The sequence below is a fragment of the Micromonospora sp. CNB394 genome (genome assembly GCF_000374985.1).
Classification (GTDB): Bacteria; Actinomycetota; Actinomycetes; order Mycobacteriales; family Micromonosporaceae; genus Micromonospora; species Micromonospora marina.
The window spans coordinates 108,092-131,299 of record NZ_KB895826.1 but is presented as its reverse complement, the minus strand read 5'-3'; the positions used below and the strand labels follow the sequence as shown (position 1 = coordinate 131,299).

The following is a 23,208-nucleotide window of genomic DNA, read 5'->3' as shown; positions in this document are numbered from 1 at the left end:
AGGTCAGGCCACCAGGCCGGCCCGGAACCCGGCCGCCACGGCGTGCGCCCGGTCGCGCGCGCCGAGCTTGCGGAACAGCCGCCGGGCGTGCGTCTTGACCGTGTCCTCGGAGACGAACAGCTCCCGCCCGATCTCCGCGTTGCTCTTGCCCTCGGCCATGCCGAGCAGCACCTGAAGCTCCCGCTCGGTCAGGCCGATCGCGCTGCGCGGCGCCCGCGCCGGCCGCTGGGCCGTGCCCGGCCGGGGCGCCTCCGCGCCGTCGGCCGCCGCCGGGTCGTCCGGATCGTCGCCCCGTTGCACGGGCACCACGGTGGGCAGGCCCGCGGCGTCCACCGGCGCCGTCGCCGGCCAGCCGGGCCCACCCTGGGTACGCCCCGGCGCCGCCGACCGGGTCGGCCCGCCCACCGCCGCCGCGTCCCGGGCGGTGTCCGCCACCCGGCGCCTGTTGCTCCGCCCGGCGGCGGAGAGCAGCAGCAGCGCCTTGGCCACCGCGCTGGTCAGGTCGTGGTCGGCGTTCTGGATCAGGCCGCGCGCACCGGCGCTGATGGTGGCCGCCGCCGACTCCGACTCCTCGGTGCCGAGCAGCAGCACCGCTGCCTGCGGGGCGCGGGCGAGCACCCGCCGGACGAAGCCGGCGCTGTCCGGGCGGGTCAGGGCGGTGTCGGCGAGCACCACGTCCACCGGACGCTCGGCGAGCCGCAACATCACCTCCGGATCGGAGACGGCCGTCCGGACGACGCCGGACAGCCCGAGCCGCGCCGCCGCGGAGGTCAGATGCTGGGCCGCCAATGGTGTCCGAACGCACACAAGAACACTACGCACAGTGGTCTCCTCTCCGACTCAGAGCAGACCATGCGGAGGTGAGGTCGGGAGGGGGTTCCGGGCAATCATCAGAACTTTTCCGACAGATGGGGCATATGCCGCCGGATGTCCGAGGTTTTCGATCACAGATGTGTGAGGCGCGGACCGCTCGGGTACCGAGGGTTCATCCGGAACCGGCATCCCGCGCGGACCGCCGCCCGGTAGCTGGCAACGAACATTCTCCGCGGTGCCGCGCGGGAGGAGGGGTGCTGATGTCGAACGTACGTAGGCTGCCTGGACCGATCGACGAGCTCTGGGACTGGCAGCGGCTCGGAGCCTGCCGTGGCCGCGACAGCGCGCAGTTCTTCCACCCGGACGGCGAGCGCGGCTCCTCCCGGCTGCGCCGCGAGACCGGCGCCAAGTCGGTCTGCCGCGCCTGCCCGGTACGCGCCGAGTGCGCCGCCCACGCGCTCTCCGTGCGCGAGCCGTACGGCGTCTGGGGCGGGTTCAGCGAGTCCGAGCGGCTGCGGCTGCTCGCCCTCGGCTGGGAGGACCTGGCCGACCGCCGGCAGACCACTGTGGACATCGCCCGGCTGGAGGCACGCCTCGGCCGGCCGCACAACACCGCCGTGCCGGACCAGCGCAAGGTCGCCTGACCGGCCTCACGACCCCCGACGCCGCGCCCCGATCTCCGGGGCGCGGCGTCGTGCCGTCCCACCCCGGGGTGGCGGTGGTCAGGCCACGGTGACCCTTACCGTGTGCCACCCCGTTGCCCCGTCGGGGGCGACCGGGGCGCGCTGTTCCGTCTGGGTCTCACCGGTCGTGTCGGTCGCCCGGACCTCGAGCGTGTGCTCGCCCGGCGTCGCGTCCCACCGCCAGGACCACTGCACCCAGGTGTCCGCCGACACCGCCGGGGCGAGCGTCGCCTCCTGCCAGGCACCGCCGTCGACGCGTACCTCGACGCGGGCGATGCCGCGGTGCTGCGCCCACGCCACACCGGCCACCGTCACCGTCCCGGCCGCCGGGCGGCTGCGAGGTCGGGGCGTGTCGATCCGGGACTGCGTCTTGACCGGGCCCTGCGCCGACCAGCCGCGCGGCACCCAGTACGCGTCGAAGTCGGCGAAGCTGGTCAACTCCAGCTCGGTGAGCCACTTGCAGGCCGACACGTACCCGTAGAGGCCGGGCACCACCATCCGCACCGGGAAGCCGTGCTGGATCGGCAGCGGCTCGCCGTTCATGCCGACCGCGAGCAGCGCGTCCCGCCCGTCGCGCAGCACCGAGGTGGGCGTGCCGCAGGTCCAGCCGTCGACCGCACGCCCCACCACCTGGTCCGCGCCGTCGACCGGGCCGGCCTCGTCGAGCAGCTCCTTGATCGGTACGCCGAGCCAGCGCGCGTTGCCGATCAGGTCACCGCCCACCTCGTTGGAGACGCAGGCGAGCGTCACGTACCGCTCGACCATCGGGCGGGCCAGCAGGTCGTCGAAGCTCAGCTCGATCGGGTTGCGCACACGCCCGTGGATCCGCAACCGCCAGGTGGCCGGGTCCACCTGCGGCACCACCAGCGCCGTGTCGATCCGGTAGAACTCCCGGTTCGGCGTCACGTACGGCGCGAGCCGGGGCAACGACAGGTCCGCTCCGGCCGGCACCTGCGGGGCGGGCGTGGCCGGGGCGGGTAGCGTCACCGCCTCCCGGGCCGCTGACACGCCGCGCCGCCCGGCCAGCCAGTGCCCGCCCAGCCCGGCCACCGTCGCCGCGCCGGTCAGCAGGCCGGCGCCACGCAGGAACCGCCGCCGCGACTCCGCGTCGTCGTCGTGCCGGACCGGCTCCCAGCCGCCGGAGGTCTCCCCCTCGCGGGCGAGCGCGGCGACCGCCGGAGGCGGTGTCGGCTGCGCGGCCACGCCCCGGCCGGGCCGCAGCGGACCGGCCACGAACGCCCAGAGCGTCAGCGCACCCAGTCCGCCGCCGACCAGGGAGGGCAGCGCGTCGAACGCGTCCGCGCCGGCCCGGGTCAGCGCGGCGGCGACGCCGAGCACTGTGAACGCGGCGATGCCGGCCAGGCCGACCACCAGCCGCCGGGCCGCGGCCAGACCGAGCAGCGCCCCGAACGCGGCCAGCAGCAGCGCCGTCCCGACCAGCAGGGCGATCTTGTCGTACGCGCCGAAGACGTCGATGGCGAACTGCTTGAGCGGCTCGGGCACGCCGTCGACGACGAGCCCGCCGACGGCGACGAGCGGAGCGGACCGGGGACCGGTCAGGACCGCTACGGGTTCGGCGGTGCCGAGTGCCACCACGGCGGCGACGACACCGGCAAGCGCCGCGCGGCGGCGGGAGAGGGTGCTCACGGCGCCCAGTCTGGTCGACCCGCCGGTCCGGCTGCCAATGTCGTCAGCGTTCCGTAAGCAGATGCGCGTCAGGGCACACCACCGGGTCGGCGGTGTGCCCTGACGTCGGGCCGTGCTCCTCGGGTCAGAAACCCGGGCCGTGCTGGTGGCCGTGACCGTGCGAGTGGCCGTGCCCACCGGCGGCGGCCGGCTCCGGCTGGGCCGGCTTCTCCACCACGAGGCTCTCGGTGGTGAGCAGCAGGCCGGCGATCGAGGCGGCGTTGCTGACCGCGTTGCGGGTCACCTTCACCGGGTCGATGATGCCGGACTTGGCCAGGTCGACGTACTCGCCGGTGGCGGCGTCGAGGCCGTGGCCCCAGTCCTTGCCGACCACCTTCTGCACCACCACGTAACCGTCGTGGCCGGCGTTCTGGGCGATCCAGCGCAGCGGCTCGACGAGCGACTTGCGCACGATCGAGACGCCGACCTTCTCGTCACCGGTGAAGCCCAGGTCGTCGTCGAGCGCCGGCAGGATCTGGGCCAGGGCGGCGCCGCCACCCGGGACCGTACCCTCCTCGACCGCGGCCTTGGTCGCGGCGATGGCGTCCTCGATGCGGTGCTTGCGCTCCTTCATCTCGACCTCGGTGGCCGCGCCGACCTTGATCACGGCGATGCCGCCGGAGAGCTTCGCCAGCCGCTCGGCCAGCTTCTCCCGGTCCCACTCGGAGTCGGACGCCTCGATCTCCTTGCGGATCTGCGCGACCCGGTCGGCGACCTCGGCGGACTGCCCGCCACCGTCGACGACGGTGGTGTTCTCCTTGTCGACCACGACGCGACGGGCGGTGCCGAGCACCTCCAGGCCGACCTGGTCGAGCTTGTAGCCCAGCTCCGGGGCGACCAGCTCGGCGCCGGTCAGGATCGCCATGTCCTGCAGCATCGCCTTGCGGCGGTCGCCGAAGCCGGGGGCCTTGACCGCGCAGACCTTGACGGTCTTGCGCAGCGCGTTGACCACGAGCGTGGACAGGGCCTGACCCTCGACGTCCTCGGCGACGATGAGCAGCGGCTTGTTGTTCTGGAGAACCTTCTCCAGCAGCGGCAGCAGCTCCTCGATCGCCGAGATCTTCTGGGTGGTGATCAGGATGTACGGGTCCTCCAGGACCGCCTCCTGCGCCTCCAGGTCGGTGACGAAGTTCGGCGAGATGAAGCCCTTGTCGAACTGGAGACCCTCGGTCACCTCCAGCTCGGTGACGAGCGCGGAGCCCTCCTCGACGGTGATGACGCCGTCGCGGCCGACCTTCTCCATCGCCTCGGCGATCAGCTCGCCGATGGCGGCGTCCTGCGCGGAGACGGTCGCGACGTGCGCGATCGACTCCTTGCCGGAGACCTCGACGGCCTTGCCGAGCAGCGCCTCGGAGACCTTGGCGGCCGCCGCGTCGATGCCCCGCTTCAGGCCGGTCGGGTTGGCGCCGGCGGCCACGTTGCGCAGGCCCTCGCGGACCATCGCCTGGGCCAGCACGGTGGCGGTGGTGGTCCCGTCGCCGGCGACGTCGTTGGTCTTGGTCGCCACCTCCTTGACCAGCTGCGCGCCGAGGTTCTCGTACGGGTTGGTGAGCTCGATCTCCTTGGCGATGGTCACGCCGTCGTTGGTGATCGTGGGCACACCGAACTTCTTGTCCAGGACGACGTTGCGCCCGCGCGGGCCGAGGGTGACCTTGACCGCGTCCGCGAGGGCGTTGACACCGTGCTCCAGCAGGTGCCGGGCGTCGTCCGAGAAGCTGAGGATCTTCGCCATCAGTATCCCTTCGAAGCGTCGTTGCCCCGGCCCGGCGAGCCGGACCGGGGCAACGACACTGATCGGTTGCTTACTTCTCGATGACCGCGAGGACGTCGCGGGCGGAGAGCACCAGGTACTCCTCGCCGGCGTACTTGACCTCGGTGCCGCCGTACTTCGAGTAGAGGACGGTGTCGCCGACCTTCACGTCGATCGGCACGCGGTTGCCCTTGTCGTCGATCCGGCCCGGGCCGACAGCGAGGACGGTGCCCTCCTGCGGCTTCTCCTTGGCGGTGTCGGGGATCACGATGCCCGAGGCGGTGGTGGTCTCGGCCTCGTTCGCCTGGACCACGATGCGGTCCTCGAGCGGCTTGATCGCAACCTTGGTCGCGGTAGTCACGGGCATACCCTCCCGGGTACTTGGTGTCGTTGCCGGCCGGCACGCCGACCAGCGTCAATCTGCCTCATGCCACCGGGCGGGGCCGTCGTCGCGGGTGCCGGTCCGCCTGGCGCTCAACCTCCGGGCGCGAGGCTCGGGGGTTGGCACCCTCAGGGTGAGAGTGCTAATCGCAGGTTATTCCTCGGCTAGCACTCCGTCAAGGAGAGTGCCAACGCGTCGCCCTCCGTGTCGCGCCGGAACCGGGCCGGGACAATGAGCGCGTGGATCTCGACCAGCTCGCCGCGCTGCGTACCCCCGAGGGATCGGCGGCGCTCGCCGCGGCCGAGCGGGTGGCCGGCGGCGACCCGCTGGCGGCGGCGGCCGCGCTGCGCTCGGCCGGCATCCCCGGCGGACTCGCCGCGGCGGCGCTGACCCAGGCGGAGCTGCGCCGCCGCGCGGACGGCAAGTTCGGCGCGGCGGCGGCCGGGATGCTCCTCACCCGGGCCGGGCTGGAGCAGGCCACCCGCCGCGCGGTCGCCGACCGGCGCGCGGCACGGCTGCGCGCCGCGGGCGTGACCACGCTGGCCGACCTGGGGTGCGGCCTCGGGGCGGACGCGCTCGCCGCGGCCCGCGCCGGCATCCGGGTGTACGCGGTGGAGGCCGACCCGGTGACCGCCACGATGGCCGCCGCGAACGCCGAGGCGGCCGGGCTCGCCGACCTGGTGACGGTCGAGTGCGGTGACGCCACGGCGTTCGACGTGAGCGGGGTCGACGCGGTGTTCTGCGATCCGGCGCGGCGGCGGGCCGGCACCGGCCGGCGCGTCTTCGACCCGAACGCCTACTCGCCGCCGTGGGACTTCGTCACCGGCCTGGCCGCGCGGGTGCCACGCACCGTGGTGAAGGTGGCGCCCGGACTGGACCACGCGCTGATCCCGGCGGGCGCGGAGGCGGAGTGGGTCAGCGTCGACGGCGACCTGGTCGAGGCGGCGCTCTGGTGCGGCGACCTGGCCGCCGTCCCGCGCCGCGCCACACTGCTGCGCGAGAAGGAAGGGCCCCTTCTTAACGCCTCAGGTAGTAAAAGGGTCCCCTCCTATCACCTCACCGGAACCGGCGCGGTCGAGGCGCCGGTGGGACCGGTGCGGCGGTTCCTCTACGACCCGGACCCGGCGGTGGTGCGCGCGCACCTGATCGCCGAGCTGGCCGCCGACCTGGACGCCACGCTCGCCGACCCGTCGATCGCCTACCTGTACGCCGACGAGGCCCGGCCCACTCCGTTCGCCCGCTGCCTGGAGATCACCGACGTGCTGCAGTTCTCGCTGAAGCGGCTGCGCGCCCTGCTGCGGGAGCGGCGGGTCGGCCGGGTCGAGATCCGCAAGCGCGGTTCGGCGCTGGAGCCGGAGAAACTGCGCCGCGACCTGCGGCTGTCCGGCGACGAGGCGGCGAGCCTGGCGCTGACCCGGGTGGCGGGCGACCCCACTGCGCTCGTCTGCCGGCCGGTTCCGGCCGGCGGTTGACCCGGCTCGCGGTGCCGCTGCGCGCGGGTTAGCTTGAGCCCGTGGCGGGCCCTGGCACTCCGGCGATCGCGTTGCTGAGCAAGCGGAAGATCGCCCACAGCACCCACACCTACGACGTATCGCCTGATGCGCCGAACTACGGCGCGCTCGTCGCGACGGCGCTCGGGGTGGCGCCGGAGCGCGTGTTCAAGTCGCTCGTCACCGAGGTCGACGGCGGGCTGACGGTGGCGGTGGTGCCGGTGACCGGCGAGCTGGACCTGAAGGCGCTCGCCGCCGCGGCCGGCGGCAAACGGGCGACGATGGCCGACCGCGCGAGGGCCGAGCGGGCGACCGGGTACGTCCGTGGCGGCATCAGCCCGCTCGGGCAGCGCAAGCGGCTACCGACTGTCGTCGACGCCTCCGCGCTGGCGTACCCGACGGTGTACGTCTCGGCGGGTCGCCGGGGGTTGCAGGTGCAGCTCGCACCGACGGATCTGGTGGCGCTCACCGGGGCGACGACAGCACCGATCGCGTCCGCCTGAGCGAGTTCGTGACGGTCCGTGCGGGAGGGCTCCCCGGAGCGCGCTGTCCCGGGGGTGTCCACCGGGTGACAACCGCGTTGCTGAATTGTTACCGCCGCCAACAAACTTCTGACCTCGGCAGTCTTGCGGCGCACCGGAAGCGGGGAATACGTTGCCGGGCACAACAAAACACCACTCCCCCACCTCCGAAAGGACCCTGCACATGCGCATGGGCTTCCTCACCTTCGCGGCCGTCGGTCTGCTCGCGACCGGCAGCATGGCCGCCTGCGGTGACAACGGCGGTTCGTCCGACGAGGCCGGCGGCTCCAACGCCAAGAAGCCGAAGATCGGCGTGATCCTGCCGGACAGCAAGTCCTCCGCCCGCTGGGAGGGCGCGGACCGCAAGTACCTGAAGGCGGCGTTCGACGCGGCCGGCGTCGAGTCCGACATCCAGAACGCGCAGAACGACAAGACCGCGTTCCAGACCATCGCCGACCAGATGATCACCAACGGCGTCAACGTCCTGATGATCGTCAACCTGGACTCCGGCACCGGCAAGGCCGTGCTCGACAAGGCCAAGTCGCAGGGCGTCGCGACAATCGACTACGACCGGCTGACCCTTGGCGGCTCCGCCCAGTACTACGTCAGCTTCGACAACGAGGCGGTCGGCAAGCTCCAGGGCGAGGGCCTGAGCAAGTGCCTGACCGACAAGGGCGTCAAGAACCCGTCGATCGCGTACCTCAACGGCTCGCCGACCGACAACAACGCCACCCTGTTCAAGAACGGGTACGACTCGGTGCTCAAGCCGAAGTTCGACTCGAAGGAGTACACCAAGGTCGCCGACGACCCGGTACCCGCGTGGGACAACGCGCAGGCCGCGACGATCTTCGAGCAGCAGCTGACCAAGGCCCGCGGCAAGATCGACGGTGTGCTCGCCGCCAACGACGGCCTCGGCAACGCGGCCATCTCGGTGCTGAAGAAGAACAAGCTCAACGGCAAGGTCCCGGTGACCGGTCAGGACGCCACCAAGGAGGGCCTGCAGAACATCCTCGCCGGTGACCAGTGCATGACCGTCTACAAGGCGGTCAAGCAGGAGGCGGACGCCGCCGCCGAGCTGGCCATCGCGCTGGCCAAGGGCGAGCAGAAGGACACCGGCCAGACGGTCAAGGACCCGGAGGGCGGCCGGGACGTGCCGGCCGTGCTGCTGGAGCCCAAGGCCATCTACAAGGACAACGTCAAGGACGTGGTGGCCGACGGCTACGTCACCAAGGAGGAACTCTGCACCGGTGCCTTCGCCAAGCTCTGCACCGACGCCGGCGTGAGCTGACCCACCCGCCTCAGGCGGTGCCGCCCGGCACGGGTTCTCCCGGGCCGGGCGGCACCCGCGCCGGACGGGATCCGAGACCTCCCTCCGCCCAAAGGAGAACCCCGTGTCCGCAACCCCCCTGCTGGAGCTACGCGGGATCGACAAGAGCTTCGGTCCCGTCCAGGTGCTGCGAGACGTCGCCTTCGCCGCGCATGCCGGCGAGGTGACAGCGCTCGTCGGTGACAACGGCGCCGGCAAGTCGACCCTGGTCAAGTGCATCAGCGGCATCCACCCCACCGACGCCGGCGAGTTCGTCTTCGACGGCAGGCCGGTCAGCATCAACAGCCCCCGGGACGCCGCCGCGCTCGGCATCGAGGTCGTCTACCAGGACCTCGCGCTCTGCGACAACCTCGACATCGTGCAGAACATGTTCCTCGGCCGGGAGAAGCGCAGCGGCATCGTGCTCGACGAGCCGACCATGGAGCAGATGGCCGCCGAGACGCTCGCCGGCCTGAGCGTGCGCACCGTGAAGTCGCTGCGCCAGCACGTCTCCAGCCTCTCCGGCGGCCAGCGCCAGACGGTCGCCATCGCCAAGGCCGTGCTCTGGAACAGCCGGCTGGTCATCCTGGACGAGCCGACCGCCGCGCTCGGCGTCGCGCAGACCGCCCAGGTGCTGGAACTGGTGCGCCGGCTGGCCGACAACGGCCTGGCCGTGGTGCTCATCTCGCACAACATGAACGACGTCTTCGCCGTCTCCGACCGGATCGCCGCGCTCTACCTCGGCCAGATGGTCGCCCAGGTGAAGACCACCGACATCACCCACTCGCAGGTCGTCGAGCTGATCACCGCCGGCCGCTCCGGCAGCCTCGGCCTCACCGGCGAGCCGGGCGGCAACGGCGCCGCGCCCGCCGACACCACCCCAGGAGCCGTCCGATGACCGCCACCGTCACGAAGAAGGAAGGCCCGGCCGGCGTCACGCCGACACCGACTCTGGGCAGCCACGTGAACAACTACTGGCGCCGGGTCCGCGGCGGCGACATCGGTGCGCTCCCCGCCGTGGTCATGCTCGTCGCACTGGCGGTGGGCTTCTCGATCGCCCGCCCGTCGTTCTTCACCGCCGGCAACCTGGCGAACCTGTTCACCCAGGGCGCGGCGGTCACGCTCATCGCCATGGGTCTGGTCTTCGTCCTGCTGCTCGGCGAGATCGACCTCTCCGCCGGCTTCGCCAGTGGCGTCTGCGCCGCGATCCTGGCCAACGTGGTGACGGTGCTCGGCTACCCCTGGTACGTGGCGGTGCTCTCCGCCGTCGTCACCGGCGTGGTGATCGGCACCGTGCTGGGCCTGCTGGTCGCCAAGGTCGGCATCCCGTCCTTCGTGGTGACGCTCGCCGGGTTCCTGGCCTTCCAGGGCGTCGTGCTGACGCTCATGGACGAGGGCGCCAACATCGCCGTCCGGGACGACGTGCTCGTCGCGATCGCCAACCGCAACCTCTCCCCCGTGCTGGGCTGGTCGCTGGCCGCCGTCGCCGTCGCCGGATACGCGGCCGTGCAGCTGCTGCGACACCGCAACCGGGCTGCCCGCGGCCTGCTCACCGACCCGATCGCGGTGGTCGCCGGCCGGATCGCCGGCCTGGCCGTGATCCTCGGCATGGCGGTCTACGTACTCAACCTGGAGCGCAGCCGAAACGTGCTCGTCGTCTCGCTCAAGGGCGTACCGATCGTGGTGCCGCTCATCGCGCTGCTGCTCGTCGTCTGGACCTTCGTGCTCCAGCGCACCAGCTACGGCCGGCACATCTACGCGGTCGGCGGCAACGCCGAGGCGGCCCGCCGGGCCGGCATCAACGTCGACCGGATCCGCGTCTCCGTGTTCGTCATCTGCTCCTCGATGGCCGCGATCGGCGGCATCGTGGCCGCCAGCCGGGCCAACTCGGTCGACCCCAACACCGGTGGCAGTAACGTACTGCTCTACGCCGTCGGCGCGGCGGTGATCGGCGGCACCAGCCTCTTCGGCGGCAAGGGCCGGGTTCTCGACGCCGTGCTCGGTGGCGCGGTGATCGCGGTTATCGACAACGGTATGGGACTGATGGGATACAGCTCGGGCGTCAAGTACGTGGTCACCGGCGTGGTGCTGCTCGCCGCCGCGACCATCGACGCGCTGTCGCGCCGGCGGGCCGCCGCCACCGGCACGCGCTGACCCGGGGTACGGGAACCATGGCGGTGGCAATGCGCGCGGGCCCCAGTCAGGACGAGATCCGTCGGCAGAACCTGGGCGCATTGCTCCGCTACGTGCACGTCCACGGCGCCACCACCCGGGCCGAGCTGACCACAGCGCTCGGACTCAACCGCAGCACCATCGGCGCGCTGACCGCGGACCTGGCCGGCGCCGGTCTGGTCAGCGAGGGGACGCCGAAGGAGACCGGCCGGGCCGGACGACCGTCACTCGTCGTCCGGCCCGAGTCGGAGCGGGTCTACGCGTACGCGTACAGCGTCGAGGTGGACCGGCTGCGGGCGGCGCGCGTCGGGCTCGGCGGTGAGGTGCTCGACCGCCGGGAGATGGACCGGCCGCGCACACTGGTCGCCGGGGAGGCCGCCCCGCTGCTGGCCGGCGCGGTGAAGGAGATGCACCAGTCGGTGCCGCCGGACGCGGTCTGTGTGGGTGCCGGGCTGGCGGTGTGCGGCATGGTCCGCCGGGAGGACGGCCTGGTCCGGCTCAGCCCGACCACCGGCTGGGTGGACGAGCCGATCGGTGCGGCGCTCGCCGACGAGCTGGGGATAGACGTACCCATCACGGTGGGCAACGTGGCCGACGTGGCCGCGTACGCCGAGCACGCCCGGGGCGCGGCGGTCGGCTGCGACAACGTCATCTACCTCTACGGCGACGTCGGCGTGGGCGCGGGCATCATCGCCGGGGGCCGGCGGCTGACCGGGCACGGCGGCTACGGCGGCGAGGTCGGCCACATGGTGGTGGTCCGCGACGGGGTGCGCTGCGACTGCGGCCGGCGCGGCTGCTGGGAGACCGAGATCGGCGAGCACGGGCTGCTGCGGGCCGCCGGCCGGTCCGAGGCGCGCGGCCGGGACGCGCTGCTCGCCGTCTTCGACGCCGCCGACCGCGGCGACGCCCGAGCCCAGACCGCGGTACGGCAGGCCGGCGACTGGCTCGGCTTCGGCGTCGCGAACCTGGTGAACATCTTCAACCCGGAAATGGTCATCTTCGGCGGCACCATGCGCGACCTCTACCTGGCCGCCGCCGCGCAGGTACGCAGCCGGCTCAACTCGAACGGGCTGCCCGCGTGCCTGGAGCACGTGCGGCTGCGTACCCCGAAGCTCGGCGGCGACGCGGCGCTGATCGGCGCCGCGGAGCTGGCCTTCGAACGACTCCTCGCCGACCCGCTGAACTGATCGGCCCGCCGATCCGTACCAGTGTGCGGACGGGCGGCCGTCCACGACACGCGTACCGGTCCGGACCGAGGAGGCACCGCAACCATGGCATCGCTGGAATCCGCACGCCGCAAGCTGGCGCACCGGGTGGTCCTGCTGCTCGCCGCGCTGGGCGCGGGGATCGGTGTCGTTCCCGGGACGGCGCAGGCCGCACCCACTCCCGGCGTGCAGATGAACGCCGCGGACATGACATTGCTCAACGGCGTACGGCTGGCCGGGCTGTGGGAGATGCCGGCCGGACTGATGGCGGCCGAGAAGGGCCAGTCCGCCCGGGTACGCGAGGTCGGCGCGGAGATCGCCAAGCAGCACGCGGAGCTGGACGAGCTCGTGGTCCAGGCGGCCAACAAGCTGGGTGCCACGCTGCCGAGCGACCCGACCGGCGAGCAGAAGGGGTGGCTGACCGAGATGCAGAACGCCACCGGCGCCCGGTTCGACCAGATCTTCGTCACCCGGCTGCGGGTCGCCCACGGCAAGATCTTCCCGGTGATCGGCGCGGTCCGGGCCAGCACCCGCGACCCGATCGTGCGCAAGCTGGCCGAGGACGCCAACAAGTTCGTCAACGACCACATGACCATGCTGGAGAGCACCGGGCTGGTGCGCTGGCAGCAGTTGCCGCCGGCCGCGCTGCCGCCCGCGCAGAGCGACTCGCTCGTCGCCGCCGCCCAGGCCAACGTGGGCAGCGGCGGTGGACTCCAGGTCGGCACCGGGGTGGTGTGGGCGGTGTTCCTGATCGCGCTCGGCACCGGCGGGTACGCGACCTGGCGGCTGACCCGCCGTTCGTGACCCGGTCGTCGAGCGGGCCCCGGCGCTTCCGCCGGGGCCCGTCGCGTGTCCTCAGCCGTGCCAGGAACGCCACAGCGCGGCGTACGAGCCACCGGCCGCGACCAGTTCGTCGTGTGATCCCAGTTCGGTGATCCGGCCGTCGTCGACCACCGCCACGCGGTCCGCGTCGTGCGCGGAGAAGAGCCGGTGCGCGATGGCGATGACGGTACGGCCGTGCAGCACCGCCGCCAGCGACCGTTCCAGGGCCCGGGCGGCCCGCGGGTCGATCAGCGAGGTGGCCTCGTCCAGCACCAGCGTGTGCGGGTCGGCGAGCACCAGCCGGGCCAGCGCGACCTGCTGCGCCTGCGCCGGGGTGAGCGGGTGGCCGCCCGCGCCGACCGGCGTGTCGAGCCCGTCCGGCAGGGCCAGCGCCCAGTCCAGCGCGTCGACGGCGGACAGCGCCGCGCGTACCCGCGCCGGGTCGGCGCCCGGCCGGACCATGGCCACGTTGTCGGCGAGCGTGCCGATGAACACGTGGTGCTCCTGACTGACGAGCGCGACATGGGTACGCAGCTCGGCCAGGGGCATCCCGGCGAGTGGACGGCCGTCCACTGTCACCTCCCCGGCGCTCGGCGCGTGCACGCCGGCCAGCAGCCGGCCCAGCGTCGACTTGCCCGCCCCGGACGGGCCGACCATCGCGAGCCGCTCCCCCGGCCGGGGTTCCAGCGTCACGCCGTGCAGCACGTCGTGTCCCGGGCGGTACGCGTACCGGACGTCGTGCGCGGCGAGCCGGCCCGCGTCGCCGGGCCGGGCCGGCGCGGGGGATGCCGGGGCGCGCTCGTCCGGCTCGGCGGCCACCCCGAGCAGCCGGGCCAGCGACGCGCCGCCGACCTGGAACTCGTCCAGCCAGCCGAGCAGCCGCTCGATCGGGTCGGTGAGCTGCTGGGCGTAGAGCGTGGCGGCGGTGACCTGGCCGAGGCTGGCCCAGCCCTTCAGGTGGAACCAGCCGCCGATGAGCAGGGTCGCCACCATCGGCACCAGGTAGCCGAACTCGGCCACCGGCCAGAACACGGTCCGCAGGTGGAGCGTGTAACGCTCGGCCGCGTACGACCGGCGGATGTCCGCGTCGCCGCGGGCCCGGCGGCGGGCCGCCTGACGCAGTGCCTCGGTGGTCCGCGCCCCGTCGACCGTCTCGCTGATCCCGTCGGTGATGTCCGAGTAGGCGGCGTTCTCCCGCAGGTAGCCCTGCGGCGCGCGGCGCAGGTACCAGCGCGTGCCGGCCCACAGCACCGGCACCGCCAGGAGGCTGGGCAGCGCCAGCAGCGGGCCGGTCAGCACCAGCGCGCCGACGATCAGCACAACGGTCAGCGCCGCGATGAGCGTCTCCGGCCCGGCGAACCGGACCGTGCGGGACAGCGCGGCGACGTCCCGCGAGGTGCGGGTGAGCAGGTCACCGGTGCCGGCCCGCTCGACCGTGGCCAGCGGCAGCGCGAGCACCCGGTCGACGAACTCCTCCCGCAGCTCGGCGAGCACCCGCTCACCGAGCCGGGCCGAGGCCAGGTGCGCGAAGCGGACCAGCACGGCCTGCACCACCACGAACGCGGCGATGGCCGCCACGACCCGGTCCACTGTCGTCTCGGCGATGCCCTGGGAGATCCCCTCCACCAGGTCACCGAGCAGGCGCGGGGCGACGAGCCCGGCGCCCGCGGCGAGCGCGTGCAGGCCGAGCGCGGCGGCCAGGCCACGCGGGTGCCAGCGGATCAGCTCCCGCACGTACCGGCGGACCTGGGCGACGTCGGCGACGGGCAGCGCGTTGCTCATCGGTCCTCCTCCCGGCTCACCGTGGCGGCGTAGCGCGGCTCACCGGCGAGCAGTTCCTCGTGCCGGCCCTCGGCGACGACCTTGCCGTCCTCCACGAAGACCACGTGGTCGGCGTGGCCGAGCACCAGCGGGCTCGTGGTGCAGACGAGCGTGGTGCGTCCGTGACGGGCCGGGCCGAGCCGTTCGGCGATGCGGGCCTCGGTGTGCGCGTCCACCGCGCTGGTCGGCTCGACCAGGATCAACGTCTCCGGGTCGGCGACGAGCGCGCGGGCCAGCCGCAGCCGTTGCCGCTGCCCGCCGGAGAACTCCCGGCCGCGTTCGGCGACCTCGCCGTCCAGGCCGCCGGGCAGCGCCTCGACGATGTCGGTGGCGCTCGCCGCCGCCAGCGCCGCCGCCACCGCGCCGGGCTCGGCCCGGTCGTGCGGGTCCAGCTCCGTGCGCAGCACGCCGCTGAACAGCTGCGCGTCGTTGTCGGCCACCAGGATCCGCTCCCGCACCGTCGCCAGCGCCACGTCCCGCAGCGGTACGCCGTGCAGCGTGACGTCCCCGTCGGCGTACCGGCCGAGCCGGTCGGCGATCTCGGTGGCGTCCTGCGGGGTGGCGGCGGCGAGCGCGGTGAGCCGTCCCGGTCGCAGCACCAGCCCGGACCGGACGTCCGCCAGCTCACCCGGTCCGGCCGGCACCGGGACCGGGGTGGCCGGGTCGGTGAACTCCGGCGCGAGCCGCAGCAACCGGACCACCCGGCGGGCCGCGACGTGTCCCCGGGTCAGCTTGTCGGCCGCCTCGGTGAGGTTGCGCAGCGGGCTCACCAGGAACGCGGTGTAGCCGTAGAACGACACCAGCTCACCGGCGCTGATCTCGCCGCGCAGCGCGTACCGGGCGCCCAGCCAGGTCACCAGCACCACGAAGACGCCGGGCAGCAGGATCTGCGCGGCCTGCAACAGCGACTCGACCCGGGCCACCCGCAGTCCGTCCGATCGCAACGCCTGCGACCGTTGCCGGTAGCGCTCCGACAGCACCGGCTCGCCGCCGACTCCGCGCAGTACGCGCAGACCGGAGACGATGTCCGCGGCGCGGGCGGTGAGCCGGCCGGTCGAGTCCCGGTACGCGGCCTGCTGCCGGTGCAGCGGGCGGATCAGCAACGCCACGAGCGCCATCAGCAGCGGCACCCCGAGCACCACCACCAGGCCGAGCGGCTGGGAGGCGCTGAGCAGGATCACCGCGACGGTGACGATGCCGACCACCGAGCCGGCGCCCCGCGCGGTGATGTCGACGGCGCTGCCGATGTGCTCGATGTCGGCGGTGCCGATGCTCACCACCTCACCCGCCGCGACCCGCCGGGGCAGCGCCGCGCCGAGCCGGTTGGTGGCGTCCACCGTCACCTGCACGGTGCGGTAGGCGGCGCCGAGCCAGTTGTGCACCGCGCAGCGGTGGCGCAGGATCCCGGCGACTGCCTGCACCAGGCCCAGCCCGAGCAGGGCCAGGCTCCAGCGGACCAGCGCGTCCGGGTCGCGTTGGGCCAGGCCGGCCTCCACGGCGCGGCCGAGCACGGCCGGCACCAGCGCCTGGGCCAGCATCCAGAGCACGCCGAGTGCGAGACCGGCGCCGAAGATGACGGGGTGCCGCCCGGCGAGCCACACGAGGTACCGGGTGGCCGACCGCGCGTCGGGGGTGCCGGGATCGCCGGCCGGTGAGAAGCGCATGACCCACCGACGCTAGGTGCCGGGCGACCCGGGCGCCAACCAATTCCGGCCGTCGTGACGGCCGTCGCGTCAGCGGTCGACCTGGGTGAAGTCCCAGCTGTGCGGCGGGCGGGCGATCAGGCGGGCCGGCGGCTCGGGCAGCTCCCGAGGGGTGTTACGCCACTTGGAGACGACCACGAGCCGGTGGTCGGTGGAGGAGAACACCTCGCTGGAGACGTGCATCGGGTCGTGCTCGAACTCGGGCAGCGCGGTCTCGCAGACCCAGGTGATCAGGTCGGCGAACCCGTACGGCTCGGCCTTTGCCTCCCACATGCGGACGATCATGTCGGTCCCCTCCCCGCTCACACGCTGACCACTGTCAGCGGCATCGCCGAGTCGGCCGGCAGGTCCAGCCGGCTCGGCGCGACGCCCGCGGCCACCAGGTGGGAGCCGAGCGCGGCCACCATCGCGCCGTTGTCGGTGCAGAGCTTCGGCCGGGGCGTACGCACCCGGATGCCGTGCCTGCCGGCCCGCTGCTCGGCCATCGCCCGCAGTCGCGAGTTGGCCGCCACCCCGCCGCCGATCACCAGCGTGTCGATGCCGCTGCTGCGGCACGCGTCGATCGCCTTGCCGACGAGCACGTCGCAGACCGCCTCCTGGAAGGACGCGGCCACGTCGGCGACCGGCACCGGCTCACCGGCCCGCTGCCGCGCCTCCACCCAGCGGGCAACAGCCGTCTTCAGGCCGGAGAAGGAGAAGTCGTACCGGTGCCCGACCAGGTCCTTCGCGGCGGTCAGCCCGCGCGGGAAGGCGATCGAAGCCGGGTCACCGGCGCGCGCCTCGCGGTCGATGTACGGCCCGCCGGGGAACGGCAGCCCGAGCAGGCGGGCCACCTTGTCGAACGCCTCCCCGGCTGCGTCGTCGATGGTGGCGCCGAGCGGTACCACGTCGCGGGCCAGGTCGTCGACGCGCAGCAGCGAGGAGTGCCCGCCGGAGACCAGCAGCGCGACAACGGGCTCGGGCAGCGGGCCGTGTTCGAGCGTGTCCACCGCGACGTGCGCGGCGAGGTGGTTCACGCCGTACACCGGCTTCTCCGCCGCCACCGCGTACCCCTTGGCGGCGGCGACCCCGACGAGCAGCGCGCCGGCCAGGCCCGGCCCGGAGGTCACGGCGATGGCGTCGATGTCGGCGATGGTGACGCCTGCCTCGCGCAGCGCCCGGTCCATGGTCGGCACGATGGCCTCCAGGTGGGCGCGGCTGGCCACCTCGGGCACCACGCCACCGAACCGGGCGTGCTCCTCGACGCTGGAGGCGAGCGCGTCGGCGAGCAGTGTGTGCCCGCGCACGATGCCCACGCCGGTCTCGTCGCAGGAGGTCTCGATGCCGAGGATCAGGGGTTCGTCAGCCATGCGCGTCAGTCCTCGTTGCGCTGCATGACCAGCGCGTCGGTGTTGCTCGGTTGGTAGTAGCCGCGCCGTACGCCGATCGGCTCGAAGCCGTAGCCGGCGTAGAGCCGTTGCGCGGGCGCGTTGTCCGCGGCGACCTCCAGCAGCGTGCTGCGGGCGCCGCGCCGGGCCGCCTCGGCGAGCAGCGCCTCCAGCAGCAGGCGGCCGATCCCCCGGCGCTGGGCGTCCCGGCGGACCGCGACGTTCTGCACCCACGCCTCGTCGGGCGGGGACACGGCCAGCCCGGCGTAGCCGAGCAGGCTGCCGTCGTCGTCGGTGGCGACCAGGTAGAAGTGCCCGTTGGCGAGTTCGTTCCAGAACATGGCCGCCGACCACTGCTCGGCGCCGAACAGGTCCGCCTCGACGGGCAGCACCTCGTCGATGTGCCACCAGCGGAACCGGCCCAGCCTCATGGCAGGACCGGCTTGTGGCCGGTGGCCGCGACCGCGTCCGGGCGACGCAGGTAGAGCGGGGTGAGCGTCTCAGCGGGCGCGCCCGCGCGGATCCGCGGCGCGGCGAGACGGGCCAGCGCCAGCGGGTCCGGGTAACGCGGCTCGTCGCGTACCGGCAGCCCCAGCACGTCCGCGTACCGATGTGCGCCGTCACCGGCCGCGACGGTGACCGCCAGGCCGCGCGCCCGTTCCGCGACCACCGCCGGGGCCGCCACCTCCGGCCCGGCCAGGCGCCGGCCGGCGCCGTCGTAGACGGCCCAGTAGATTTCCCGGCGCCGCGCGTCGCTCGCGGCCAGCACCGGCTCGCCGGCGGCCGCCGGGTGGCCGATCCCGTCCAGCGAGCAGACACCGTACGTGGGTGCGCCCAGCACCTGACCCATGGTGGCGGCGGTGACCAGCCCGACGCGCAGCCCGGTGAACGGGCCCGGGCCGAGGCCGGCGACGATCGCGGCCAGGTCGGCGGGCCGCGCGCCGGAGTCCGCCAGCACGGCGTCGACCTGCGGCGCGAGCAGCTCGCCGTGGGCGCGGGCGTCGACAGTGCACCGGGACGCGCGGAGCGCGACGCCGTCCGCCGAGACCTCGGCCAGGGCCGCGGTCACCGCGGGCGTCGAGGAGTCCACCACGAGTACGAGCACGGTAAGCCAGCCTAGCCGCCTGCTCCGCCCGCCCCGGGCACGCCCTCGCCGCACGCCCGGTCACGGTGCGTAGCGCCCGGATCAAAGAGAGAAGCGGTGCGAGCCTTATGCCTCTGGGTCATGAATATGACTCAGAGGCATAAGGCTCGGAAGAGGACTGCCATTCTCCGGGGATGACGGAGAGTCGCCTCGTTCGAGAGGTCGCCCGCACCCTGCGGCGTGAACGCGAACAAGCAGGGCTCACCCAGCAGGCGCTGGCCGGGCGGGCCGGGATCAGTCAGGCCGCCATCGCCCGGATCGAGCGCGGCGACCGGCTGCCCAGCCTGACCACCGCGGAACGCCTGCTGGCCGCGCTCGGGCGGCAACTGCGAATCGAGGTCGAGCCGCTGGACAGCCACCTGGACGCGGCGCTGGACGAGCTGGCCGGGACCGCGCCGACCGAGCGGATCGAGCATCTCGGGCTGGACCGGATCATCGACGCCCTCGGCGACCTGCCATACGTGCTGTCGGGCGGCACGGCGGCCCTGTTGCAGGGCGCGTCACTGCCGGTGGACGCGGTCGAGATCGCGGTGCGGTGGCGGGACTCCGCCCGGTTCAGCGCGTTCCTCGATCGGGCTTACGCACAGCGCTGGAACGCCAGATGGCAGGAGTGGGGCGGCATCCACACCGAGCCCGAGGAGCCGGGCGAGCACCGCTGGCGGACCCGCTACGGCGAGCTGCGGGCCCGGATGTGCGACGAACTGCCCGCGCCCGTCGAGGTCCGCCTCGGTGAACGTGTGTATCCGGTCGAGCCGCTGGTCGAGGTGGAGGTGACCGACCGGCGCGCGGCCGAACTGCTGTCCCGGTACCGCCGACGCCTCGCCGCGGCGGGCGAGGCGTCGGACGGGTCAGCCGGCTGAGCGTTCCCAGTCGACGGTGGGCAGCCCCGCGTCGGCCAGCGCCTTGTTGGCCGCGCTGAACGGGCGGCTGCCGAGGAAGCCGCGCGGGTTCATCGGGCTCGGGTGCCCGGCCTCCAGGACCACGTGCTGCGGGTTGGTCACCAGCGCCGCCTTCTTACGGGCGTAGCCGCCCCACAGCAGGAAGACCACGCGCTTGTCGAGCGCGTCGAGTGCCCGGATGGTGGCGTCGGTGAACTCCTCCCAGCCCCGGTTCGCGTGCGAGCCGGGCGTGGCCTGCCGCACCGTCAGCACCGAGTTGAGCAGCAGAACACCCTGCGCGGCCCAGCCGTCGAGGTTGCCGCTGCGCGGCTTCGGCACGCCCAGATCCTCGCCCAGCTCCTTGAAGACGTTGCGCAGCGACGGCGGCACCGCCACCCCCTCACGCACGCTGAAGCTCAGCCCGTGCGCCTGACCCGCCTTGTGGTACGGATCCTGCCCGAGGATCAGCACCCGGGTGTCGGCCGGCCCGCACAGCCGGTACGCGGAGAACAGGTCCTCCAGCGGCGGGAAGACGGTGGCGGTCGCGTACTCCCGGGCGACGAACTCGGCCAGCGCCGCGGTGCGGGCCGGGTCCAGGTGGGGGGCGAGCGCCTCCCGCCACGGCTCGGGCAGGAGTGCCATCAGGTCGAGGGCGGGGGCGTCGTCGGGCATCGGCAACCTTTCGCAGTCGTCCCCGGGACTCTAGGCAGCGGGTACGACAGCGCTCAGCCGAGGGTGGCCAGCCGGGCGGCCCAGTCGCCGCCGACCGGTTCCAGCGTGACCGCCCGGGTGTCGTCGTCGCGGCGGTCGATGCGTACCCGCAGATGCGCGTCGGCCAACTGCTCGACTATCCCCTCGCCCCACTCCACCACGGTGACCGCCTCGTCCACCGAGGCGTCCAGGTCGAGGTCGTCGATCTCCGCACGCGGGTCGGCGGCCTCACCCAGGCGGTACGCGTCGGCGTGCACGAGCGTCACCCGGCCACCCCGCGCCGGGTCGGGCCGGTGCACCCGGGCGATGACGAAGGTGGGTGAGGTGATGTCCCCGCGTACGCCGAGGCCGGCGCCGATGCCCTGGGTCAGCGCCGTCTTGCCGGCCCCGAGCGGGCCGCTGAGCAGCAGCAGATCGCCCGCGCGCAGCACCCCGGCCAGCCGCCGCCCGAACTCGTGGGTGTCCTCGACGGTCTTCAGCTCCACGACCACCGTCATAGCGAGTCCAGGAACCTCTCCAGCGCCACGTTCACCTCGTCGGCGTGCTCCAGCATCACCACGTGCCCACTGTCGTGGATCTTCACGAACTCGGCGTGCGGCAGCCGGCGGACGATCTCCTCGGAGTGCGTCACCGGCGTGATCATGTCCTTGTCCCCCACGATCACCAGCACCGGCGTGCCCGCCAGCGCGGCCAGCGCCGGGAACCGGGAGTGGGTGGCGATCGTGCGCAGGTAGCGGGTGACCGTGTCGGCCGAGGTGCGCGAGTTCATCATCTCGACGTACGACACCAGGGCCGGGCTCGGCTTCGAGGTGCCGAAGCCGTACTTGCGGGTGAGCAGCCAGGCCACGTTCGAGGTCGACCGGCGCGCCCGGTCGATCACGGTGCCGCCGTACCGGGTGGCGTTGCTCATCATGTAGAGCACCGGCGAGCCGACGCGGCCGAGCAGCGCGGGTGCCACCAGCTTGGTCTCCGCCGCCAGACCGCCCGAGGTGGCCATCAGCACGGTGCCGACCACCCGGTCGCCGAACATCTCCGGGTACAGCTCGGCCAACGCCATGATCGTCATGCCGCCCATGGAGTGCCCGACCAGCACCAGCGGGCCGTCCGGGGCCACCTCGTCGAGCACCCGGCGCAGCGTGTGGCCCAGCGCGGTCAGGTCGTACTCACCGCTCTCCAGCCGGCCGGAGCGGCCGTGCCCCGGCTGGTCGTACGCCACCACCCGGTGGTCGCCGCGCTCGGCGAGCCGCTTGCGCTGGAAGTGGAACGTGCCCATGTCCAGGCAGAAGCCGTGCACCAGCACCACCGTCGGGTGCCCGGTCACCGGACGGGTCGGCTCGACCACCTCCACGTGGATGTCGGTGCCGTCCGGCATCTCCAGCCGGTACGTCTCGTCGCTGCGCTGCTCGCCGAAGACCTCGTCGGCGTACCGGTCGGCGGGGTCGTTCCTGAGCCGGCGGACCAGCACCCGCTCGCTGACCACGCCCGCCGCGAGCCCGGCGGCGGCCACACCGACGGCGGCGCCGACCAGCCCGGCCACCTTGCCGGCGGCGGTACGCGGTCGCGGCAACCGGACACTCATGCGCGCTCACCGTCGTAGACGCGGGGCACGCGCACGCCGCCGAAGCGGGTCACGATCTCGTAGTTGATGGTGCCGACCGCCTCGGCCCAGTCGTCGGCGGTGGGCTCGCCGTCCGCGCCGCCGCCGAACAGCGTCACCACGTCGCCGGCGGCCACCTCGTCGTCGCCGCAGTCGACCACGAACTGGTCCATGCAGACCCGGCCGGAGATGGTCCGGCGCTTGCCGGCGAGATGCACCGGCCCGGTGTTCGAGGCGTGCCGGGGCACCCCGTCGGCATAGCCGAGCGGCACCACCGCGAGGTTGGACTCCTGCTCGGTCAGGTAGGTGTGCCCGTAGGAGACGCCGGTGCCGGCCGCGACGCGCTTGGTGAGCATCACCCGGGCGCGGGCGGTCATGGCGGGTCGCAGACCGAACTGCTCGCCCGCCACCGGCGACAGGCCGTACACGGCGATGCCGGGGCGGACCAGGTCGAAGTGGGTGTCCGGCCGGGTGAGCGTGGCGGCCGAGTTGGCCAGGTGCCGGTAGCGCGGACGCAGCCCGGCGCGCGTCACCATCTCCAGCCCTTCCCGGAACACGGCGAGCTGACGGTCGGTGGTGGGGTGGCCGGGCGAGTCCGCGTACACGAAGTGGCTCCACACGCCGACCACCTCGACCAGGCCGTCGGCCTGGGCCTTCGCGGCGGCCTCCAGCAGCGCCGGCCAGTCGGCGACGGTGGCGCCGCCCCGGGACAACCCGGTGTCGATCTTGAGGTGCAGCCGGGCCGGGCGGTCCGCCCGGCGGCTCGCAAGGGTCATCTCGTCGAGCTGGGCGAGGCTGGCGCAGCCGAGGTCGACGCCGACGGTGATCCCGTCGTGCAGTGGCAGGCCGGGGTCGAGCAGCCAGGCCAGCACCGGCGCGGTGATCCCCGCCTCGCGCAACCGCAGCGCCTCGTCAAGCGTGCAGACGCCGAGCTGGTCCGCCCCCGCGTCGAGCGCCGCGCGGGCGGCATGCGCCATGCCGTGGCCGTACCCGTCGGCCTTGACCACCGCCATCAGCTCGGCGCTGGTGCCGGCCCTGAGTCGGGTCACGTTCTCCCGGATCGCGTCCAGGTCGACGCGCACCTCCGACTGCCACATGTCCCCAGCCTACTTCCGTCAGTGATCATCAGCGCCGTGAGCCGGGCGGGCGGTGCCCGC

The 23,208-nt window shown here is 73.4% G+C and carries 23 protein-coding genes; 9 read left to right on the top strand and 14 right to left on the bottom strand.

Annotated features, from left to right (window positions below):
* Positions 1-3 precede the first annotated feature (3 nt).
* Positions 4-822: a response regulator transcription factor gene (locus C569_RS0104620; protein WP_026267695.1), complete on the bottom strand. Its 819-nt coding sequence runs from the start codon at positions 820-822 to the stop codon at positions 4-6.
* A gap of 251 nt (positions 823-1,073) precedes the next feature.
* Between C569_RS0104620 and C569_RS0104615 the strand changes: the two genes are divergently transcribed.
* The gene (locus C569_RS0104615) at positions 1,074-1,457 is read left to right on the top strand and encodes a WhiB family transcriptional regulator (RefSeq protein WP_026267694.1); all 384 of its coding nucleotides are present in this window, start codon (positions 1,074-1,076) and stop codon (positions 1,455-1,457) included.
* A 78-nt stretch (positions 1,458-1,535) separates the two neighbouring features.
* Here the strand turns inward: C569_RS0104615 and C569_RS0104610 are convergent, their stop codons facing one another.
* The 3 genes from C569_RS0104610 to groES all read right to left on the bottom strand — a co-directional run bounded on the left by C569_RS0104610 (position 1,536) and on the right by groES (position 5,299).
* Positions 1,536-3,143, bottom strand: coding sequence for a sulfite oxidase (locus C569_RS0104610; RefSeq protein WP_018784628.1), 1,608 nt, complete (start codon positions 3,141-3,143; stop codon positions 1,536-1,538).
* Positions 3,144-3,267: 124 nt separating this feature from the next.
* Positions 3,268-4,914: a chaperonin GroEL gene (gene groL, locus C569_RS0104605; protein ID WP_018784627.1), complete on the bottom strand. Its 1,647-nt coding sequence runs from the start codon at positions 4,912-4,914 to the stop codon at positions 3,268-3,270.
* A 70-nt stretch (positions 4,915-4,984) separates the two neighbouring features.
* Entirely contained in the window at positions 4,985-5,299 is a 315-nt protein-coding gene (gene groES, locus C569_RS0104600; RefSeq protein WP_018222648.1) for a co-chaperone GroES, read from the bottom strand.
* A 254-nt stretch (positions 5,300-5,553) separates the two neighbouring features.
* Here groES and C569_RS0104595 point away from each other — a divergent pair, with 254 nt between their 5' ends.
* From C569_RS0104595 to C569_RS0104565, 7 genes are all read left to right on the top strand, one after another.
* Positions 5,554-6,786, top strand: a complete 1,233-nt coding sequence (locus C569_RS0104595) for a methyltransferase domain-containing protein (protein WP_018784626.1) — start codon at positions 5,554-5,556, stop codon at positions 6,784-6,786.
* 41 nt (positions 6,787-6,827) lie between these two features.
* Positions 6,828-7,307 carry a Cys-tRNA(Pro) deacylase gene (ybaK, locus tag C569_RS0104590; protein WP_018784625.1) on the top strand — a complete coding sequence of 160 codons (480 nt, stop codon included), beginning with the start codon at positions 6,828-6,830 and terminating at the stop codon, positions 7,305-7,307.
* 202 nt (positions 7,308-7,509) lie between these two features.
* Entirely contained in the window at positions 7,510-8,613 is a 1,104-nt protein-coding gene (locus tag C569_RS0104585; RefSeq protein WP_026267693.1) for a sugar ABC transporter substrate-binding protein, read from the top strand.
* Positions 8,614-8,716: 103 nt separating this feature from the next.
* On the top strand, positions 8,717-9,529 hold the full coding sequence (locus C569_RS0104580) for an ATP-binding cassette domain-containing protein (protein ID WP_018784623.1): 813 nt from the start codon (positions 8,717-8,719) through the stop codon (positions 9,527-9,529).
* Entirely contained in the window at positions 9,526-10,785 is a 1,260-nt protein-coding gene (locus C569_RS0104575) for a sugar ABC transporter permease (RefSeq protein WP_018784622.1), read from the top strand. Before C569_RS0104580 ends, C569_RS0104575 begins: the two co-directional genes overlap by 4 nt.
* 29 nt (positions 10,786-10,814) lie before the next feature.
* A complete protein-coding gene (locus C569_RS0104570) occupies positions 10,815-11,990 on the top strand; it encodes an ROK family protein (protein WP_026267692.1) in 1,176 nt (391 codons plus the stop codon).
* 84 nt (positions 11,991-12,074) lie between these two features.
* Positions 12,075-12,812: a DUF4142 domain-containing protein gene (locus C569_RS0104565; protein ID WP_018784620.1), complete on the top strand. Its 738-nt coding sequence runs from the start codon at positions 12,075-12,077 to the stop codon at positions 12,810-12,812.
* Positions 12,813-12,863: 51 nt separating this feature from the next.
* Here the strand turns inward: C569_RS0104565 and C569_RS0104560 are convergent, their stop codons facing one another.
* The 6 genes from C569_RS0104560 to tsaB all read right to left on the bottom strand — a co-directional run bounded on the left by C569_RS0104560 (position 12,864) and on the right by tsaB (position 18,826).
* Positions 12,864-14,612: an ABC transporter ATP-binding protein gene (locus tag C569_RS0104560; RefSeq protein WP_018784619.1), complete on the bottom strand. Its 1,749-nt coding sequence runs from the start codon at positions 14,610-14,612 to the stop codon at positions 12,864-12,866.
* Positions 14,609-16,315 carry an ABC transporter ATP-binding protein gene (locus C569_RS0104555; RefSeq protein ID WP_018784618.1) on the bottom strand — a complete coding sequence of 569 codons (1,707 nt, stop codon included), beginning with the start codon at positions 16,313-16,315 and terminating at the stop codon, positions 14,609-14,611. Before C569_RS0104555 ends, C569_RS0104560 begins: the two co-directional genes overlap by 4 nt.
* Before the next feature lie 69 nt (positions 16,316-16,384).
* Positions 16,385-16,639, bottom strand: a complete 255-nt coding sequence (locus C569_RS0104550) for a hypothetical protein (RefSeq protein WP_026267691.1) — start codon at positions 16,637-16,639, stop codon at positions 16,385-16,387.
* Between the two features lie 17 nt (positions 16,640-16,656).
* The gene (gene tsaD / locus C569_RS0104545; RefSeq protein WP_018784616.1) at positions 16,657-17,703 is read right to left on the bottom strand and encodes a tRNA (adenosine(37)-N6)-threonylcarbamoyltransferase complex transferase subunit TsaD; all 1,047 of its coding nucleotides are present in this window, start codon (positions 17,701-17,703) and stop codon (positions 16,657-16,659) included.
* A 5-nt stretch (positions 17,704-17,708) separates the two neighbouring features.
* Complete coding sequence (gene rimI, locus C569_RS0104540; RefSeq protein WP_018784615.1) at positions 17,709-18,152, bottom strand: ribosomal protein S18-alanine N-acetyltransferase; 444 nt, start codon at positions 18,150-18,152, stop codon at positions 17,709-17,711.
* Entirely contained in the window at positions 18,149-18,826 is a 678-nt protein-coding gene (gene tsaB, locus C569_RS0104535; RefSeq protein ID WP_018784614.1) for a tRNA (adenosine(37)-N6)-threonylcarbamoyltransferase complex dimerization subunit type 1 TsaB, read from the bottom strand. The genes rimI and tsaB overlap by 4 nt, the downstream gene beginning before the upstream one ends.
* 173 nt (positions 18,827-18,999) lie before the next feature.
* Between tsaB and C569_RS0104530 the strand changes: the two genes are divergently transcribed.
* Positions 19,000-19,725 carry a helix-turn-helix transcriptional regulator gene (locus C569_RS0104530; RefSeq protein ID WP_018784613.1) on the top strand — a complete coding sequence of 242 codons (726 nt, stop codon included), beginning with the start codon at positions 19,000-19,002 and terminating at the stop codon, positions 19,723-19,725.
* On the opposite strand, the gene ung is transcribed toward C569_RS0104530, so the two are convergent.
* Genes ung through alr form a run of 4 tightly spaced genes read right to left on the bottom strand, consistent with a single transcriptional unit; the run spans position 19,714 to position 23,148 of the window.
* The gene (ung, locus tag C569_RS0104525) at positions 19,714-20,415 is read right to left on the bottom strand and encodes a uracil-DNA glycosylase (RefSeq protein ID WP_018784612.1); all 702 of its coding nucleotides are present in this window, start codon (positions 20,413-20,415) and stop codon (positions 19,714-19,716) included. The two genes, C569_RS0104530 and ung, sit on opposite strands and share 12 nt — an antisense overlap.
* 53 nt (positions 20,416-20,468) lie before the next feature.
* Positions 20,469-20,951 (bottom strand): tRNA (adenosine(37)-N6)-threonylcarbamoyltransferase complex ATPase subunit type 1 TsaE, encoded by a 483-nt coding sequence (gene tsaE / locus C569_RS0104520; protein ID WP_018784611.1) that lies wholly within the window; start codon positions 20,949-20,951, stop codon positions 20,469-20,471.
* The gene (locus tag C569_RS0104515) at positions 20,948-22,033 is read right to left on the bottom strand and encodes an alpha/beta fold hydrolase (protein ID WP_018784610.1); all 1,086 of its coding nucleotides are present in this window, start codon (positions 22,031-22,033) and stop codon (positions 20,948-20,950) included. The genes tsaE and C569_RS0104515 overlap by 4 nt, the downstream gene beginning before the upstream one ends.
* Positions 22,030-23,148, bottom strand: coding sequence for an alanine racemase (gene alr, locus C569_RS0104510; protein WP_018784609.1), 1,119 nt, complete (start codon positions 23,146-23,148; stop codon positions 22,030-22,032). Before alr ends, C569_RS0104515 begins: the two co-directional genes overlap by 4 nt.
* Positions 23,149-23,208: the final 60 nt, after the last annotated feature.

Excerpts from the sequence above, each read along its gene's own strand:
- tsaE (WP_018784611.1), bottom strand. The coding sequence starts at position 20,951 with ATGACGGTGGTCGTGGAGCTGAAGACCGTCGAGGACACCCACGAGTTC.
- C569_RS0104615 (WP_026267694.1), top strand. The coding sequence starts at position 1,074 with ATGTCGAACGTACGTAGGCTGCCTGGACCGATCGACGAGCTCTGGGAC.
- groES (WP_018222648.1), bottom strand. The coding sequence starts at position 5,299 with ATGCCCGTGACTACCGCGACCAAGGTTGCGATCAAGCCGCTCGAGGAC.
- C569_RS0104515 (WP_018784610.1), bottom strand. The coding sequence starts at position 22,033 with ATGAGTGTCCGGTTGCCGCGACCGCGTACCGCCGCCGGCAAGGTGGCC.
- C569_RS0104550 (WP_026267691.1), bottom strand. The coding sequence starts at position 16,639 with ATGATCGTCCGCATGTGGGAGGCAAAGGCCGAGCCGTACGGGTTCGCC.
- alr (WP_018784609.1), bottom strand. The coding sequence starts at position 23,148 with ATGTGGCAGTCGGAGGTGCGCGTCGACCTGGACGCGATCCGGGAGAAC.
- C569_RS0104560 (WP_018784619.1), bottom strand. The coding sequence starts at position 14,612 with ATGAGCAACGCGCTGCCCGTCGCCGACGTCGCCCAGGTCCGCCGGTAC.
- rimI (WP_018784615.1), bottom strand. The coding sequence starts at position 18,152 with ATGAGGCTGGGCCGGTTCCGCTGGTGGCACATCGACGAGGTGCTGCCC.
- C569_RS0104575 (WP_018784622.1), top strand. The coding sequence starts at position 9,526 with ATGACCGCCACCGTCACGAAGAAGGAAGGCCCGGCCGGCGTCACGCCG.
- ung (WP_018784612.1), bottom strand. The coding sequence starts at position 20,415 with ATGCCCGACGACGCCCCCGCCCTCGACCTGATGGCACTCCTGCCCGAG.
- tsaD (WP_018784616.1), bottom strand. The coding sequence starts at position 17,703 with ATGGCTGACGAACCCCTGATCCTCGGCATCGAGACCTCCTGCGACGAG.
- C569_RS0104570 (WP_026267692.1), top strand. The coding sequence starts at position 10,815 with ATGCGCGCGGGCCCCAGTCAGGACGAGATCCGTCGGCAGAACCTGGGC.
- C569_RS0104555 (WP_018784618.1), bottom strand. The coding sequence starts at position 16,315 with ATGCGCTTCTCACCGGCCGGCGATCCCGGCACCCCCGACGCGCGGTCG.
- C569_RS0104530 (WP_018784613.1), top strand. The coding sequence starts at position 19,000 with ATGACGGAGAGTCGCCTCGTTCGAGAGGTCGCCCGCACCCTGCGGCGT.
- groL (WP_018784627.1), bottom strand. The coding sequence starts at position 4,914 with ATGGCGAAGATCCTCAGCTTCTCGGACGACGCCCGGCACCTGCTGGAG.
- C569_RS0104565 (WP_018784620.1), top strand. The coding sequence starts at position 12,075 with ATGGCATCGCTGGAATCCGCACGCCGCAAGCTGGCGCACCGGGTGGTC.
- C569_RS0104585 (WP_026267693.1), top strand. The coding sequence starts at position 7,510 with ATGCGCATGGGCTTCCTCACCTTCGCGGCCGTCGGTCTGCTCGCGACC.